This is a genomic window from Tritonibacter scottomollicae (assembly GCF_003003215.1).
In the GTDB taxonomy this organism is placed as follows: Bacteria; Pseudomonadota; Alphaproteobacteria; order Rhodobacterales; family Rhodobacteraceae; genus Epibacterium; species Epibacterium scottomollicae.
This window is the reverse complement of the sequence record NZ_PVUF01000001.1, coordinates 660400-675113: the sequence shown is the minus strand read 5'-3', so window position 1 is coordinate 675113 and position 14714 is coordinate 660400. Positions and strand designations below refer to the sequence as shown.

Here is a 14714-nt window from a genome sequence, read left to right as displayed (position 1 = left end):
CCGGCTCTTGCGCGACAGACACATGGGGGCAGCCGGCAGAGCTTGTGCCCGCGTTTTCATGGGCCGCGACGGCGCCAAAATGAAAACCGCCCCCTGCATGCGCAGAGGGCGGTCCTGTCCGCTCGTAATCTGACGCGGGATCAGGTCACGCGAGAGCGTACCTGATATTTCGGATCCTTCCAGCTTTCACTGGTCATGACGTCCTCAAGCACCTTTGCGGCGGCGATTACGTCACCCTGATCAATATAGAGCGGCGTGAAGCCAAAGCGCAGGATGTTGGGCGCGCGGAAATCACCGATCACGCCGCGCTCGATCAGAGCCTGCATGACGGGATACCCCTCTTCAAAGGCGAAGGACACCTGCGAACCACGCACCGCTGCATCGCGCGGTGAGGCCAACGTCAGCTGCGGGCAACGCGCCTCCACCTCGGTGATGAAACTCTCGCAGAGCGCGACGGAGGCCCCGCGGATTTCGTCCATCGACACACCATCCCAGACGTCAAGCGCCGCGTCGAGGATCGACAGCTGCACGATCGGCGGGGTGCCCACGCGCAGCCGTTCGGTGGTCATGGCGGGGCGGTAGCCGGGCTCCATCGCGAAGGGCGCGTCATGGCCGAGCCAGCCCGACAACGCCGGTTCCACCTCCAGCAGGATATCGGGACGCGCATAGATAAAGGCCGGCGCACCGGGACCGCCGTTGAAGTATTTATAGGTACAGCCCACCGCAAATTCCGCGTTACAGCCGGTCAGGTCCACTGGCAGCGCACCGGCACTATGGGCCAGATCCCAGATCATAACCGCCCCGGCCTGATGGGCGCGTGCGGTCAACTCAGTCATGTCGTGGCGGCGCCCGGTGCGGTAGTCGACCTCGGTGAGCATCACCACGGCCACATCCTCGGTGATCGCCTTGGCGACATCCTCGGGGGCAACGGTGCGCAGCTCGTAGTCCTTGCCGATGGTGGAGATCAGCCCCTGCGCCATATAGAGATCGGAGGGAAAATTGCCGGTGTCGGACAGGATCACCCGACGGTCGGGGCGCATCTTCAGCGCCGCCGCCAGCGCCTGATAGACCTTGATCGACAGCGTGTCGCCGGTGGCCACGCTGCCCGGTGCGGCGCCGATAAAGCCCGCGATCCGGTCGCCCACCTTCTGCGGCAGCGCCATCCAGTCGGCGGTGTTCCACGCCTTGATCAGCTGGGTGCCCCATTCCTGCGTGAGGGTCTTGGTCGCACGTTCCGCCGCGCCTTTTGGCAGTGGGCCGAGGGAATTGCCATCGAGGTAGATCATGCCCTCGGGAATGTCGAAGAGATGTTTCTTGGGCAGTTGGGTCATGTCAGAGATCGCCTCTCAGGGTCCAGAGTTCGGGGAACAGCTCGACGCTCAGCATGCGGCGCAGGTATTGCACGCCGGAGGTGCCGCCGGTGCCGCGTTTGAAGCCGATGACGCGTTCGACCGTGGTGACGTGATTGAAGCGCCAGCGACGGAAATAGTCTTCGAGATCAACCAGTTTCTCGGCCATCTCATAGAGCGTCCAATGGCTGTCGATGTCCTGATAGACCTCCAGCCAGCGGGACTGGATCTCGGCGTTCAGCGCATGGGGCGCGTCCAGCTGCAATTCCGGCATGTTGTCGGTATGGCCGTCGAGGGTCTGGTAGAGGTAGCGGTTCACCTCGTCATAGAAACTGGGCCGTGCCAGCTCATCCGCGAGCAGTGCATGCACCTCGGGGACATGTTCGTGCGGGCGCAGCATGTTGGGGTTGCGGTTGCCCAGCACGTATTCGATCAGCCGGTACTGATGCGACTGGAACCCCGACGACGGACCCAGCGCCTCGCGAAAGCGGGTGTAGTCGGCGGGGGTCATGGTGCGCAGCACGTCCCAAGCACTGTTGAGCTGCTCGAAGATGCGGCTGACGCGGGCGAGCATCTTGAACATCTCGGCCGTCTGACCCTGCTGCAGCGCATCGCGCGCCGCCTGCAATTCGTGCAGCGCCAGCTTCATCCACAGTTCGCTCGTCTGGTGCTGAATGATGAACAGCATCTCGTCATGAGCGTCGCTCTTGCAATGCTGCTGGTCCAGGAGCGCGTCCAGATGCAGGTAGTCGCCATAGGACATGGCATCGGCAAAGCCCATCTTTGCCCCCTCCTGCCCCGGATTATAGGGTGTGTTGGTCATCTTGGCGCACCTTTCATACGGAGATCCATCGCCGCCCCTGGGGCCGGTTTGGCGCAACGGTATTGTCCTGACTGCCTCAGCGCAAGACAAAAGCTTCAAGCATAAAATACATTTTCGTCACTCCTTTTTCGCGCCCTCGCCACAGGGATTCGCTTGCCTGAACATCGCCTCCTCGCCGGCTGGAGCACCTTCGGACAGCGGCGCGCGATCAAGGCATCGACGGTGCGGGCAGCCCTCGTTGTCATCAAGGCGTGACACGAGCGATCATAGCAGATTTCGAAACTTTGGCGGGCCGGTTTGCAGACGATTGCACGCAGGAGCGAGCCACCTCCACCAGTCACTGTGCGGCATCGAAGCCCATGCGCCGCACCGCGACACCGGCAGAGATTGAGTGCGCGCCCAGGCCTACGTTTTGCATTGAAGCCAGCATCCGGGCACGTTCCAGTATAACCACCACGCATGCAGCGGCGCCTTTCTGGCTGCCACCCCTGCCGATATCAGCCATACAGAAACGCCCCTGCGCCTGCTCCACGACGAAAACTGCCCGCCCTATGGCTCCAGATCCTGACCTTTCCCAGACTGCTGACATCATAGGCATCCGGCGCAACCCAAGGGCGATCTGCAAAACTACGGGCTGCACAATCGTGCAACAGTGTTGACCTTCAGGCGGTAACGCACCTAGTCTGTCGCCAACAGATCATAACAACGGACCCAGCCGATGCCAGACGACACCCCCCCTCAACCGCCCGCCATCGAAGTGCGTGATTTGCACAAGTATTTTGGCACTGCGCATGTGCTGCGCGGGGTGGGCGTGCGGGCAGAGGACGGCGATGTCGTGTCACTGATCGGCTCCAGCGGCTCTGGCAAGAGCACGTTTCTGCGGTGCATCAACATGTTGGAGACCCCCTCGAGTGGGCAGATCTTTCTCGGGGGCGAAGAACTGGACCTGAAACCCGGGCGAACCGGTCTGGTCCCGAAGAATCGCCGTCAGCTTGAAGGGTTCCGCTCCCGCCTCGGCATGGTGTTTCAATCGTTCAACCTGTGGCAGCACATGACGGTGCTGCAAAACGTGATCGAGGGGCCGGTGCAGATTCTCGGCCTCAGCCGTGCCGAGGCCACCGACCGGGCCGAGGCACATCTGGCCCGCGTGGGCCTTTGGGAAAAGCGCGACGCCTATCCCGCCTATCTATCCGGCGGACAACAGCAGCGGGTGGCGATTGCCCGTGCGTTGGCGATGGATCCGCGCGTCATGCTGTTTGATGAGCCCACATCGGCGCTTGATCCGGAGCTCGTGGGCGAGGTTCTGAAGGTCATTCGCGAGCTGGCCGACGAAGGCCGCACCATGCTGCTGGTCACGCATGAAATGCGCTTTGCCCGCGATGTCTCAAGCCGCGTTCTGTACCTGCATCAGGGGCAGATCGAAGAGGAAGGCCCGCCCGCGCAGGTCTTCGGCGACCCGCTCAGTGATCGCTGCCGGGCCTTCGTGGCCTCCGTTCACTAAGACCAAACCATAAAACAAAACCACCAAACCGGGAGTTCAACACAATGAAAACATTGACCACATTCGCTGCAACCGCGACCGCCACCCTTATGCTGTCGACCGGGATTGCCAGCGCCGATGTCACCATCGGCATCGCGGCAGAGCCCTATCCGCCGTTTGCGGAAAAAACCGCAGACGGCAGCTGGACCGGCTGGGAAGTCGAGATGATCGGCGCGCTGTGTGAGGCCATGGAAGAGACCTGCACGATCGCGCCCATCGCATGGGACGGCATCATCCCTGCCCTGATGTCGAAAAAGATCGACGTGATCATGGCGTCCATGTCGATCACCGAAGAACGGCTGAAAACCATCGACTTCTCCGACAAGTACTACAACACACCGGCGGTTCTGGTGGGTGCCAAGTCCATGGAGATGACCGGCGATCCGGCCAGCCTGGACGGCAAATATGTCGGTGTTCAGGTCTCCACCACCCATGCCAACTACGTGGATGCGCATTTCGCCGAAACCGCGGACGTGAAGACCTACAACACCTTTGACGAGCACAACCAGGATCTGGTTGCGGGTCGCATCGACGCGGTTGTGGGTGACAGTCTCGCCTTTCAGGACTTTCTGAAAAGCGATGCAGGCGCGCCTTACGAGGTCAAGGCCGAGCTGAACGACGTCGCCATCTTTGGTCCCGGTGTGGGCGCAGGCATGCGCAAGGACGACACCGACCTGCACGCCAAGATGAACGCGGCAATCGAAAAGATCCGCGCCGACGGCACCTACAAGGCGATTTCGGACAAATACTTCGACTTCGACATCTACGGCGGCTGATCCCCGCTGCACTGGCCGGGCCACCTCATCCGGGTGGCCCGGCATTTTTACTGACGAAAGACCAAATCCCCAATGGACAGCGCATTCGATCTTCTCGCCCTGAGCCCGCCCGGCTGGGGGGGCAACCTTCTGATGGGCCTCCTGCGTACACTCCAGATCGCGGTCGGGGCCTATGCGCTCGGGCTGGTGATCGGATTGCTTGGTGCGCTTGGAAAGCTGCACGGCGGGCCGGTGCTGCGCTGGGGGCTCGAGTTTTACACCACCGTGATCCGCGCGATCCCGGAGCTGGTGCTGATCCTGCTGCTGTACTACGCGGGCACCGATCTGCTGAATATCGTCCGCGAAAGCATGGGGCTGGAGCGCATGGACATCAGCGGCCTCTGGGCCGGGATCTACGTGATCGGACTGGTGCAGGGCGCCTATTCAACCGAAGTGTTTCGTGGCGCCTTTCAGTCCGTGCCGCACGGACAGGTCGAGGCCGGGCGCGCCATGGGGTTGCGGCCCCTCACTGTGCTGCGCCGGATCACCCTGCCGATCATGCTGCCCTATGCGCTGCCGGGACTGTCGAACCTCTGGCTGATCACCACCAAGGACACCGCGCTTCTGGCCGTTGTGGGCTTTAGCGAATTGGCGCTGGAAACCCGACAGGCGGCTGGCGCGACACGAGAGTATTTCATGTTCTACATGGTGGCTGGCGGCCTGTATCTGGCGGTGACGCTGGTCTCAACACTCGGTTTTGGCCTGCTGGAGCGTCGTCTGCGGCGCGGCCAGCCGTCGCAGACATAAGGAGGCCCCGTGATGGAATGGTATTGGCTACCTGAATACGCGCCCCGCTTCCTGGAAGGTCTGTGGCTGACGTTGCAGTTGCTGGGTCTCTCGATCTTTTTCGGCATGTCCCTGGCGATCCCGATCGGGCTTGCACAAGTCACTGGCCCCTGGCCGCTGGCCTGGACGGCGCGCGCCTTCTGCACCGTGATCCGGGGCACGCCGCTGCTGATCCAGCTCTGGCTGATCTACTACGGCCTCGGATCGCTGTTTCCCTTCATTCCGGGCATTCGCGAGTCGATGATCTGGCCGCTTCTGCGCGAGGCTTTCCCCTACGCTGTCGTGGCCTTTTCACTGAGCGTGGCGGGGTATGAAGGCGAAGTAATGCGCGGTGCCTTCCGCAGCGTTCCGCGCGGCGAGCTGGAAGCCGCACGCGCCATGGGGATGAGCCCGTTCAAAGTGCTGCGCCGGATCTGGTTGCCACGCGCCTTGCAGAACGTCTTCCCCACCCTGGCCGGGGAATTCATCCTGACACTGAAAGCCACACCGCTGGCCGCCACCATCACCGTCTTCGAGGTCTATGGCGTCGGCAGCATCGTGCGTCAGGAAACCTATCGCATCTACGAACCATTGCTGTTCGTGGCGCTCATCTACCTTTGCCTCACGTTTGTGCTGGTGATTGCCTTCCGGCTGATGGAACGCCGGATGCCACAGCGCAGCGCCTGACACATCTGTTTCTCTGACGACACACAAGGACTACCTCATGACGGACCGCTCCTTCCGCTTCACCCACGCGATTTCCCGCAAACCCAGCGCCAGCATCATTGACGGTCTGCGCGCCGTGGACGTCGGCACCCCGGATCTGGATCTGTTCCACAGCCACCATGCCGACTATGTACAGGCGCTGAAGGACACCGGCGCGGAGGTCACCGTGCTCGACGCCTTGGACGCCTATCCGGATGCGGTTTTTGTCGAAGACACCGCGCTCTGCCTGCGTGAAGGGGCGATTGTCATGCGGCCCGGCGCCCCGTCCCGTCTGGGCGAAGCGGCAGAGATGGCACCACATCTGAAGGCGCTCTACGGCGATGTGCGCGCGATTTCGGGCGCCGACAGCTATATCGAGGGCGGTGATATCCTGACCACGGAAACCGAAATCCTCGTTGGGCGTTCGGCGCGTACAAATGCCGCCGGCATAGAAGAGCTGCGCGGGCTGGTCGCCGACTGGGGCTACACCGTGCGCGAGGTCATCACCCCCGAAGGTGTCTTGCACTTCAAGACCGATTGCTCGCTGCTGGACGGCGAAACCGTGCTGGCGACCGAGCGTCTCGCCGCGTCGGGCTGCTTTGAAGGATATAAGGTCATCTACACCGCCCCTGGTGAAGAGGCCGCCGCAAACACCATCCGGTTCAACGATCTCGTCCTGATGCCCGCGGGCTTCCCCGCCACCCGGGATCGGTTGATCGAAGCAGGATACACTGTGCGCGAAATCGGCAATTCCGAAGCTGCCAAACTGGACGGCGGCATGTCCTGCCTGTCGCTGCGGTTCACGCCGACGCGCTGAGCCGCGCGCCGTCTAGGACAATCCCCAGCACGGGCGCCATCGGGACACCCCCGGCAAGCGCCCGTGTTCTAAGTCACGACCACCCCCAAGATCACGCAAGAGCTAGATCGCGCTGCGATCCTGATCGACCCCAAGCAGGTTCAGCTTCAGCTCTGCGAAGCTGCGAGGCTCGGAGAAATAGAACCCCTGCAGGATGTCGCAGCCGATTTCACGCAGCAGCCGCGCTTTCTCAAGTGAATCGACGCCTTCGGCGATGATTTTCACATCGAGCGTATGGGCAAGGTCGACGATCGAGGCGACCATGCGCTCCGCCCGCTCGCTCTGACCAAGCGGGAAGATGATGTTGCGGTCGATCTTCAGGGCATCTGGCTCGATATTCAGCACCCCGTTGATCGAGGCATGCCCCGAGCCGAAATCATCCACGTCGATCTTGAAGCCCATGTCCTTCAGGGCGTCGATACAGAAGATCAACGCATCGCCTTCTTCCTCGCAAGAAATGGATTCCAGTATTTCGAAGGCAAAGCGGTCGCGGCGATCCGGGATGTGGCTGCGCACGGTATCAAGAAACCCCGGCTCCATGATCCGCGGCGCACTGACGTTGAAGGCCACGCGCGGCACCTCTATCGACCGCGCCTCCAATTCGGCCATTTGCTTGACCGCAGCCTCGAAAATGCGCCCGTCAAGCTCCGCCTCAAGGCCCAATTGCTTGGCAATGCCGAGGAACTTTACCGGCGGCAACACGCCCAATTCGGGATGTTCCCAGCGCGCCAGCACTTCGACACCGGCAAGCTGCCAACTGCGGGCGTCATGTTGGGTGTGATAATAGGGCACGATTTCCCCAACCTCGAGCGCATGCTGCATGCGGTCTGCAAGAGCCCGTTCCGCCAGGGTTTCTGCTCGCATCTCGGCGGTAAACACCTCGACCATGGCGCGGCCTGAGGCTTTCGCACGGTACAGAGCAGCATCGGCATTGCTGAGCAGCTCACTTGCAGACATTTCGCCCGGCTTGCCATGGGCAACGCCGAAGCTGGCACCGAAGTTGCAGCGCTTGTTCCCCCACGCCACCGGCTGCAGCACCGCATCCAGAACCCGCTTCGCCAGCACCTCTCCCTGCGCCAGCGATGTGCCCTGCTGGCACAGGACGACAAATTCATCCCCGCCCACCCGTGCGATGAGATCTCCGGCCTTCGAGTGTAGGCGCAACACATCCGCAACATGGCACAGCACGAAATCGCCCGCTTCATGCCCAAGGATGTCGTTGATTTTCTTGAAGCGGTCCAGGTCGATACGCACCAATGTCACCGGTGCCTCATCGAGCCGCCGCGCCAGTTCGCGGTCCAGATGCCGCCGGTTTGCAAGGTCCGTCAGCGGGTCGCTCAACGACTGTTTTTCAACCCGGTCCTTGGCCTCCTGCAAGACCTCGGCCACATGACGTTGCTCACGCTCACCGCGCACGAGATCCGTAATATCTACCCGCGTCACGACCTTGTCGCCAGAATCGGTTTCGTTCACACGCGAGACGATATGGCGATCCCCCGAAAGCTCCAGCTGCGTTTCAGCGCGATAGGCGTGACTTTCAATGCGGCTGTTGTAACTCATCACGTAGTCTTCTGGCGACTGACCGTGCAGCGCGTAGTGCCCTGCATGTACCGCATCCGCCAGGATTTCCGGCAGGGCCATACCCACCTTGACTGCTTTCGGGTCAACATGGCTCAACTCGCGATAGGTCTCATTGCAGGTGACGAGGCGATTTTCCTCATCAAAGATCGCAAACCCGTCGGTGGAGGCGCTCATCGCTGCGGAGACGCGTTGAGACATCCGTTTCAGTTGCTGAGATTGTTCGGACAACGTCCGCCACGACCTGACCATCTGGCGGGCTAGAAAAATGAACACCAGAGCAAGGCAGAAACTCACTATCCCGGTGCCGGTTTTGACCACCATCACGAGCCGCGCCTCGATCACATCCAGGGTCGGGCGGAATGAAAAGCTGAGATCGTGCAGGATTTGCACCTGCTTCCTGACCTTAAGGGTATGATCAGACAGGCTATTGGGATCATCTCCCAAGACCGCCTGCGGCCCCATCAACGGCTTCAACAACGCCTCAGCACGCCGCCCCTCTCGGATCCCACGCTCGCATATCGCAAGTGCTGGTTCTGCGCCGAGTAGGACAAATCCCTTGTGCTCCATCGCAGAGAGGTTGCTAATGCACCAGCGGGGCTGAACGTCTGCCGCTTGCAACACCTCATTCAGGTGCCGCGCGGATTCCGGTCGCAAGATCGGGTTGTTGTGTAGAATATCGCGCGCATCGTGCATCAGATCGAGGTGGATCAGATTCCGGGCACGATACTCGCTCGCAAGGGTCAAATAGTGATAGCCCAAGAACGACAGTCCGGTCAGCATCGCCAGAATAAGAGCAAACAGAACAAGTGTCTGTCCCAATCTCATGAACAGGCCCTCCGGACCGAAATCACACACCACACTGAGACGACACTAAACAGATTCGTTTTCACAAAGCCTAATCCACGGCGGCGTTCATCATTCTTGGTTAACACCTTGTTACAGTGCTTATAAATCGGCCTTCTCGCCCTTGCGTTCGGGTCATATTTCAGGGCTCATGCGCGTCAATCCAATTCCCGATCAAACGACAGGAGTGATCATGAAAGCGGTATTCAACACGGCCCGAGGTACGGCGCGGGACACCCTGGCACTCAAGGAGGTCGACCTGCCATCCCCCGGCGCGGGCGAGGTCCTGGTGGCCATGCGCGCATCCGGCGTGAACCCTTCGGATGTCAAATTGCGCTCGGGCGCACAGGGCCCCATGATTGCCGATCAGGTTCTGGTCCATAATGACGGCGCAGGCGTGATCGAGGCAGTTGGCGAAGGCGTCGGCCCTGCCCGCGTCGGTCAGCGCGTCTGGATGTACAACATCAACCGCTCTGCCGATGGCCTGGGACAGGGGCCGCTTGGCACAGCAACCCAATATGCGATCATACCCGCCCATCTGGCTGTTGAATTGCCCGAGGAGGCGTCCTTTGAGGCCGGGGCGTGCCTCGGCGTACCGGCCATGACCGCACACCGCGCGCTGATGTGGGCCGGTCCCGTCGCAGGACGCACCGTTCTGGTGACCGGCGGCGCCGGTGCGGTCGGCCACAGCGCCATCCAGATCGCCAAGGCGAAGGGCGCACGGGTTATCGCGACCGTCTCCAATGACATCAAGGCAGAGATCGCGCGCGAAGCCGGTGCGGATGAGGTCCTGAACTACAAGGCAACGCCGCTGCTCGATCAACTGCTGGATCTGGTTGGCAATGGTGGCATCGACCATGTGGTCGATGTGGATATTGCCGCTCATATGGAGATCTACCCCCAGATCCTGAAGATCAACGGCTCCGTCGGCGCCTATGCTTCGGCCTCCAATCTGACGCCGGCCCTGCCCTTCTATCCGCTGGCATTCCGCAACATTCAGCTGCAGCCGGTCTTTGTCTACTCAATGAGCGATGCCGCCAAAGCAGAGGCGATCAAGGATATCAATGCTTTGCTCACCTCCGGCCAGTTGTTGCCCCGGATTGATCGTCGCTTTGCGCTGGAAGACATCGCCGGCGCGCATGAAACCGTGGAAGAGGGAAGCCTGTTGGGCAATGCGGTCGTGACCCTCTGACCCCACCGGATTGCGGGTTTCTCCAACAGCAAAGGGCCCCGGTGCGGGGCCCTTTTTTCCAGTCAGATAGGCTGTGCGATTGCTAGTGGTCGCGCCCCGCACTCAGCTGATATGCGCCGTGGCCTCGATCTCAACCAGCGCGCGATCCTCAACAAGACCCGCCACGATCAGCATCGACATCGCCGGGAAGTGCTTGCCAAAGACCTCCCGATAGGCGGCACCAACCTCGGCCTGGTGCGCCAGATATTCCTGCTTGTCGATCACGAACCACGTCAGGCGGGTGACATCCGAAGCTTTGCCGCCCGCTGCCTCTACGATCGATCTGATGTTTTTCAACGCCTGGCGCATCTGGTCGACAAAGCTGTCGGAGGCAAATTCCTGCTTCTCGTCCCAGCCGATCTGGCCGCCGATGTGCAAAACGCCATCCTGTGTCAACATGCCGTTGGCATAGCCCTTCGCCGGAGCCCAACCTTCGGGGTGAATGGTTTGATGGGTCATGTCTGCCCTTTCATGTCATATTCAATTTTTGTTCTAATGGGCGCAGGCCAGAGGTCAGGCCGCCCGCTTGCTGCCACATGCACCAGCGTCGCTTCTGTCTCAAAGCGAAGCTCATCGTTGCATGTGGCGGTCATCTCGTAGGTCAGAGAGCTCCGACCCAGCTTTATCACCCGCAATTTCAGCACCAGCTGCTCGCCATGGCGGCTGGGCGCGGAAAAGCGCGTTTGGATGTTGGCCGTCGGCACGCCAGCGGTCTTGTGGATGTCCTCAAACGGCCATTCCAAGACGTCCGCAAACCAGCTCTCGACGCAATCGTTCATCATCTCGAAATAACGCGGGTAGAAGACAATCCCCGCAGGGTCACAGTGCTTGAACAGCACTTTTTGCGGCATTTCATACATGGCTCAAACCCCTACATAGCGTTCAGTGATGTCCGGGGTCAGCGCCGTCATGGCACCACTCCAGACGGTCTTGCCACGCTCCAGCATCACAGCGCGATCACAGACCTGTTCCAGCTCCGCCAGTGTCTTGTCGATCACCAGGATCGCCATATCGGTGTCCTGTTTCAGCCGGTTGATCGCAGACCAGATTTCCTGACGGATGATCGGTGCGAGGCCTTCCGTGGCTTCGTCCAGGATCAGCAGGCGCGGGTTGGTCATCAGGGCGCGACCGATGGCGAGCATCTGTTGCTCACCGCCCGAGAGCGACGCCGAAAGCTGGCTGTGACGTTCGCCCAAACGCGGGAAAAGCTGAGTCACCCGGCCCATGTCCCAGTCACCGGGGCGGCTGGTCGCGAGGAGGTTCTCGGCCACCGTGAGGTCGCAAAAACAGCGCCGCCCTTCAGGCACCAGACCAAGGCCCAGACGTGCGGCCTTGTGGCTGGGCAATGCGTGCAGGTTCTGGCCTGCAAACTCCAGCGTGCCGCCCGCGGTGATCATGCGGCAGATCGCCTTGACCGTGGTGGATTTGCCCATGCCGTTGCGGCCCATAAGCGCCACCACCTCGCCCGGATTGATATCAAGGTCGACACCAAACAGGGCCTGGCTCACGCCGTAGGAGGCCGTGAGGGATTTGACGGACAAAAGACTCATGCGCTTTCTCCCAGATAGGCTTCGCGCACGCGCGGATCGCTGCGGATCTGATCGACGCTGCCGGTGGCGATGACCTCGCCGTAGACCAGCACGCTGATCCGGTCCGCGAGCGCAAAGACCGCGTCCATGTCATGTTCCACCAAAAGGATCGGAGCCTCTTGGCGCAGGCTGTCGAGGAACCCGGTGAGGTTCTTGGACCCTTCTGCGCCAAGGCCCGCCATCGGTTCATCCATCACGAAGGCCTTTGGCGCGAGCGTCAACGCCACGGCGACCTCCAGCTGGCGGCGCTGACCATGGCTCAGGTCGGCGCAGCGTTTCGTCATGCTCTCCGCGAGGCCAACCCGTTCCAGCGCCGCCTCGGCGCGGGTGCGCAAAGACCTGTCGCCAAGCGCTGCCGACCAAAACCGCCACGACCTGCCGCTGGCGCCCATGGCGCCGAGGATGGCGTTCTCCAGCACCGTGTCCTCCATCGCCAGCGCCGAGATCTGAAAGGTCCGCCCAAGCCCGGCTCGCGCCCGCTGATCGGTACTGAGGCCGGTCACATCCTGGCCCATCAGCTCTACGCGACCTGCATCCGGCGCAAGTGAGCCGCAAATCTGGCCGATCAGCGTGGATTTACCTGCCCCATTGGGACCGATGATGGCGTGAATTTCGCCGGGGCGCAGATCAATCGAGATATCGTTGCTGGCCTTCAGCGCGCCGAAGGATTTGGTGATGCCGTGAGTTGCAAGAATGGTCTCAGTCATGGGTCGCCTCCTTGCCTGCCACCAGCCCGGTGATGCCACCGCGCGCAAAGAGCACGACCGCCAGAAGGATCAGCCCGAGGAAGATGTGCCAGAATTCGGTGATGCCACCGAGGAAATGTTCCAGCGCCACAAAGGTCACAGCCCCCGCAACAGGCCCAAACAGCCGCCCCACCCCGCCGAGGATCACAAGGATCATGATCTCGCCCGAGAACTGCCAGCTAAACATGGTCGGGCTGACAAAGCGGTTGAGATCGGCAAATAGCGCGCCAGCCAGACCGGTGATGACACCGGAGATGACAAAGGCCACCAGTTTCAGGCGCATCGGATCCATGCCCACGGCCTCCACGCGTGCGGGCACCTGACGCGCCGCGTTCAGCGCCAACCCAAAGGGCGAGCGGCGCAAGCGGGCGGTGAAGATCAGCACCACAACGAGGATTGCGAGGCACAGCCCGTAGAACTGGATCGGAACAAGCGTGTTGAGGCCGGGAAAGTCGTTCCTGATGTAGATCGACATGCCATCTTCGCCGCCATAGGTGCTCCAGGAGATGGCGAAGTAGTAAAACATCTGACCAAAGGCGAGCGTGATCATGATGAAATAGGCCCCGGTGGTACGCAGCGACATCAATCCGATCAGGAAGGCCGCAACGGCCGAGACCACAACGGCCAGAAGCCAGATCACCGGCATGAACTTGGTGCCTTCGATCAGGAAAGGCCATTCCATCAGCGGTGTATAGCTTTGGGCGTGATGGGCAAGGATGCCCATGGCGTAGCCGCCAATCCCGAAAAACACCGCGTGGCCAAGGCTCACCAGCCCGCCGATGCCCAGCGCGATATTCAGCCCCGCCGCCGCAAGCGCAAGGATCACTGCACGGGTCGCCAGCGTGATCGTAAAGGGTTCATCCATCATCACCGCCCATGCAGGCACGGCAATCAGACCCAGCAGCAGGGCTGCGTTAAAGAGTGTTTCTCGGCTCATGCGCGTGCTCCGAACAGGCCAGAGGGACGCCAGATCAAGACAAGACTCATCAGGATGTAGATCGACATCGAGGCAATCGAGGATCCGGCAGAGGTTGCAGGGGCGGCGTCCATAAAGAGTTTCAGTACTTCGGGCAGGAAGATCCCGACCAATGTGTCCGTAAGCCCCACCAGCAATGCGCCGATAAACGCGCCCTTGATGGACCCGATCCCGCCGATGACGATCACCACGAAGGCCAGGATCAGCACCGGCTCGCCCATGCCCACCTGCACCGACTGGATTGCGCCCACCAATGCGCCCGCGAGACCAGCCAGGGCCGCCCCCAGCGCAAAGACCAGCGTGTAAAGTTTCGAGATATCGACGCCCAGCGCCGCGATCATCTCGCGGTCGTTTTCACCCGCGCGGATCTGGATGCCGATACGTGTGCGCTCAATCAAGAGCCACAGGCCAAACGCCACCAGCAGCCCCACGCCAATCAGCGCCAAACGATACAAAGGGTACTGGATGCCGCCGGGCAAGGTCACCGGCCCAGACAAGGCATCGGGAATGTCCAGGAACAGCGGAAAAGACCCAAAGACCCAGCGTGTGCCCTCGGAAAAGATCAGAATGAGCGCAAAGGTCGCCAAGACCTGATCGAGATGGTCACTGTCATAGAGCCTGCGGATCACCGCGACCTCGATCACAGCCCCCGCAAGGGCCGCTGCCGCAAGGGCCGCGACCAGCGCCAATACAAACGACCCCGTGACGCCCGCCACAGCCGCCGCCGCAAAGGCCCCAACCATATAGAGCGAGCCATGGGCGAGGTTGATAAGCCCCATGACGCCAAAGATCAGCGTCAGCCCTGCCGCCATGAGAAAGAGCATGACGCCGGATTGCAGCCCGTTCAGCACCTGCTCGATGATAAGTATCGTTGACATATGTCTTCTTTCAGGTG

General features: G+C 61.3%; 16 protein-coding genes. 6 read left to right on the top strand and 10 right to left on the bottom strand.

Annotated elements, in window-relative coordinates; translation table 11 throughout:
• Positions 1-140 precede the first annotated feature (140 nt).
• The 3 genes from kynU to CLV89_RS22560 form a co-directional block, all read right to left on the bottom strand.
• On the bottom strand, positions 141-1331 hold the full coding sequence (kynU, locus tag CLV89_RS03170; protein ID WP_106162156.1) for a kynureninase: 1191 nt from the start codon (positions 1329-1331) through the stop codon (positions 141-143).
• A gap of 1 nt (position 1332) precedes the next feature.
• A complete protein-coding gene (locus CLV89_RS03165) occupies positions 1333-2172 on the bottom strand; it encodes a tryptophan 2,3-dioxygenase (RefSeq protein WP_106162155.1) in 840 nt (279 codons plus the stop codon).
• Between the two features lie 337 nt (positions 2173-2509).
• Complete coding sequence (locus CLV89_RS22560; protein ID WP_165798082.1) at positions 2510-2677, bottom strand: hypothetical protein; 168 nt, start codon at positions 2675-2677, stop codon at positions 2510-2512.
• A 213-nt stretch (positions 2678-2890) separates the two neighbouring features.
• On the opposite strand from CLV89_RS22560, the gene CLV89_RS03155 reads away from it, so the two are divergent.
• From CLV89_RS03155 to CLV89_RS03135, 5 genes are all read left to right on the top strand, one after another.
• Positions 2891-3673 carry an ABC transporter ATP-binding protein gene (locus CLV89_RS03155; protein WP_106162153.1) on the top strand — a complete coding sequence of 261 codons (783 nt, stop codon included), beginning with the start codon at positions 2891-2893 and terminating at the stop codon, positions 3671-3673.
• Positions 3674-3717: 44 nt separating this feature from the next.
• Entirely contained in the window at positions 3718-4488 is a 771-nt protein-coding gene (locus CLV89_RS03150; protein ID WP_106162152.1) for a transporter substrate-binding domain-containing protein, read from the top strand.
• A gap of 72 nt (positions 4489-4560) precedes the next feature.
• Positions 4561-5274, top strand: a complete 714-nt coding sequence (locus tag CLV89_RS03145) for an ABC transporter permease (protein ID WP_106162151.1) — start codon at positions 4561-4563, stop codon at positions 5272-5274.
• Positions 5275-5286: 12 nt separating this feature from the next.
• A complete protein-coding gene (locus CLV89_RS03140) occupies positions 5287-5979 on the top strand; it encodes an ABC transporter permease (protein WP_106162150.1) in 693 nt (230 codons plus the stop codon).
• Positions 5980-6016: 37 nt separating this feature from the next.
• The gene (locus tag CLV89_RS03135) at positions 6017-6814 is read left to right on the top strand and encodes a dimethylarginine dimethylaminohydrolase family protein (protein WP_106162149.1); all 798 of its coding nucleotides are present in this window, start codon (positions 6017-6019) and stop codon (positions 6812-6814) included.
• A 102-nt stretch (positions 6815-6916) separates the two neighbouring features.
• On the opposite strand, the gene CLV89_RS03130 is transcribed toward CLV89_RS03135, so the two are convergent.
• A complete protein-coding gene (locus tag CLV89_RS03130; RefSeq protein ID WP_106162330.1) occupies positions 6917-9259 on the bottom strand; it encodes a putative bifunctional diguanylate cyclase/phosphodiesterase in 2343 nt (780 codons plus the stop codon).
• A gap of 211 nt (positions 9260-9470) precedes the next feature.
• Here CLV89_RS03130 and CLV89_RS03125 point away from each other — a divergent pair, with 211 nt between their 5' ends.
• Positions 9471-10469: an NADPH:quinone reductase gene (locus tag CLV89_RS03125; protein ID WP_106162148.1), complete on the top strand. Its 999-nt coding sequence runs from the start codon at positions 9471-9473 to the stop codon at positions 10467-10469.
• A gap of 102 nt (positions 10470-10571) precedes the next feature.
• Here the strand turns inward: CLV89_RS03125 and CLV89_RS03120 are convergent, their stop codons facing one another.
• Genes CLV89_RS03120 through CLV89_RS03095 form a run of 6 tightly spaced genes read right to left on the bottom strand, consistent with a single transcriptional unit; the run spans position 10572 to position 14697 of the window.
• Positions 10572-10967, bottom strand: a complete 396-nt coding sequence (locus CLV89_RS03120) for a RidA family protein (protein ID WP_106162147.1) — start codon at positions 10965-10967, stop codon at positions 10572-10574.
• Positions 10964-11368 (bottom strand): acyl-CoA thioesterase, encoded by a 405-nt coding sequence (locus tag CLV89_RS03115; protein ID WP_106162146.1) that lies wholly within the window; start codon positions 11366-11368, stop codon positions 10964-10966. Before CLV89_RS03115 ends, CLV89_RS03120 begins: the two co-directional genes overlap by 4 nt.
• Before the next feature lie 3 nt (positions 11369-11371).
• Entirely contained in the window at positions 11372-12058 is a 687-nt protein-coding gene (locus CLV89_RS03110; RefSeq protein ID WP_106162145.1) for an ABC transporter ATP-binding protein, read from the bottom strand.
• A complete protein-coding gene (locus CLV89_RS03105; RefSeq protein WP_106162144.1) occupies positions 12055-12804 on the bottom strand; it encodes an ABC transporter ATP-binding protein in 750 nt (249 codons plus the stop codon). The genes CLV89_RS03110 and CLV89_RS03105 overlap by 4 nt, the downstream gene beginning before the upstream one ends.
• Positions 12797-13780, bottom strand: a complete 984-nt coding sequence (locus CLV89_RS03100) for a branched-chain amino acid ABC transporter permease (RefSeq protein ID WP_106162143.1) — start codon at positions 13778-13780, stop codon at positions 12797-12799. The genes CLV89_RS03105 and CLV89_RS03100 overlap by 8 nt, the downstream gene beginning before the upstream one ends.
• Positions 13777-14697: a branched-chain amino acid ABC transporter permease gene (locus CLV89_RS03095; protein WP_009176962.1), complete on the bottom strand. Its 921-nt coding sequence runs from the start codon at positions 14695-14697 to the stop codon at positions 13777-13779. The genes CLV89_RS03100 and CLV89_RS03095 overlap by 4 nt, the downstream gene beginning before the upstream one ends.
• Positions 14698-14714 lie beyond the last annotated feature (17 nt).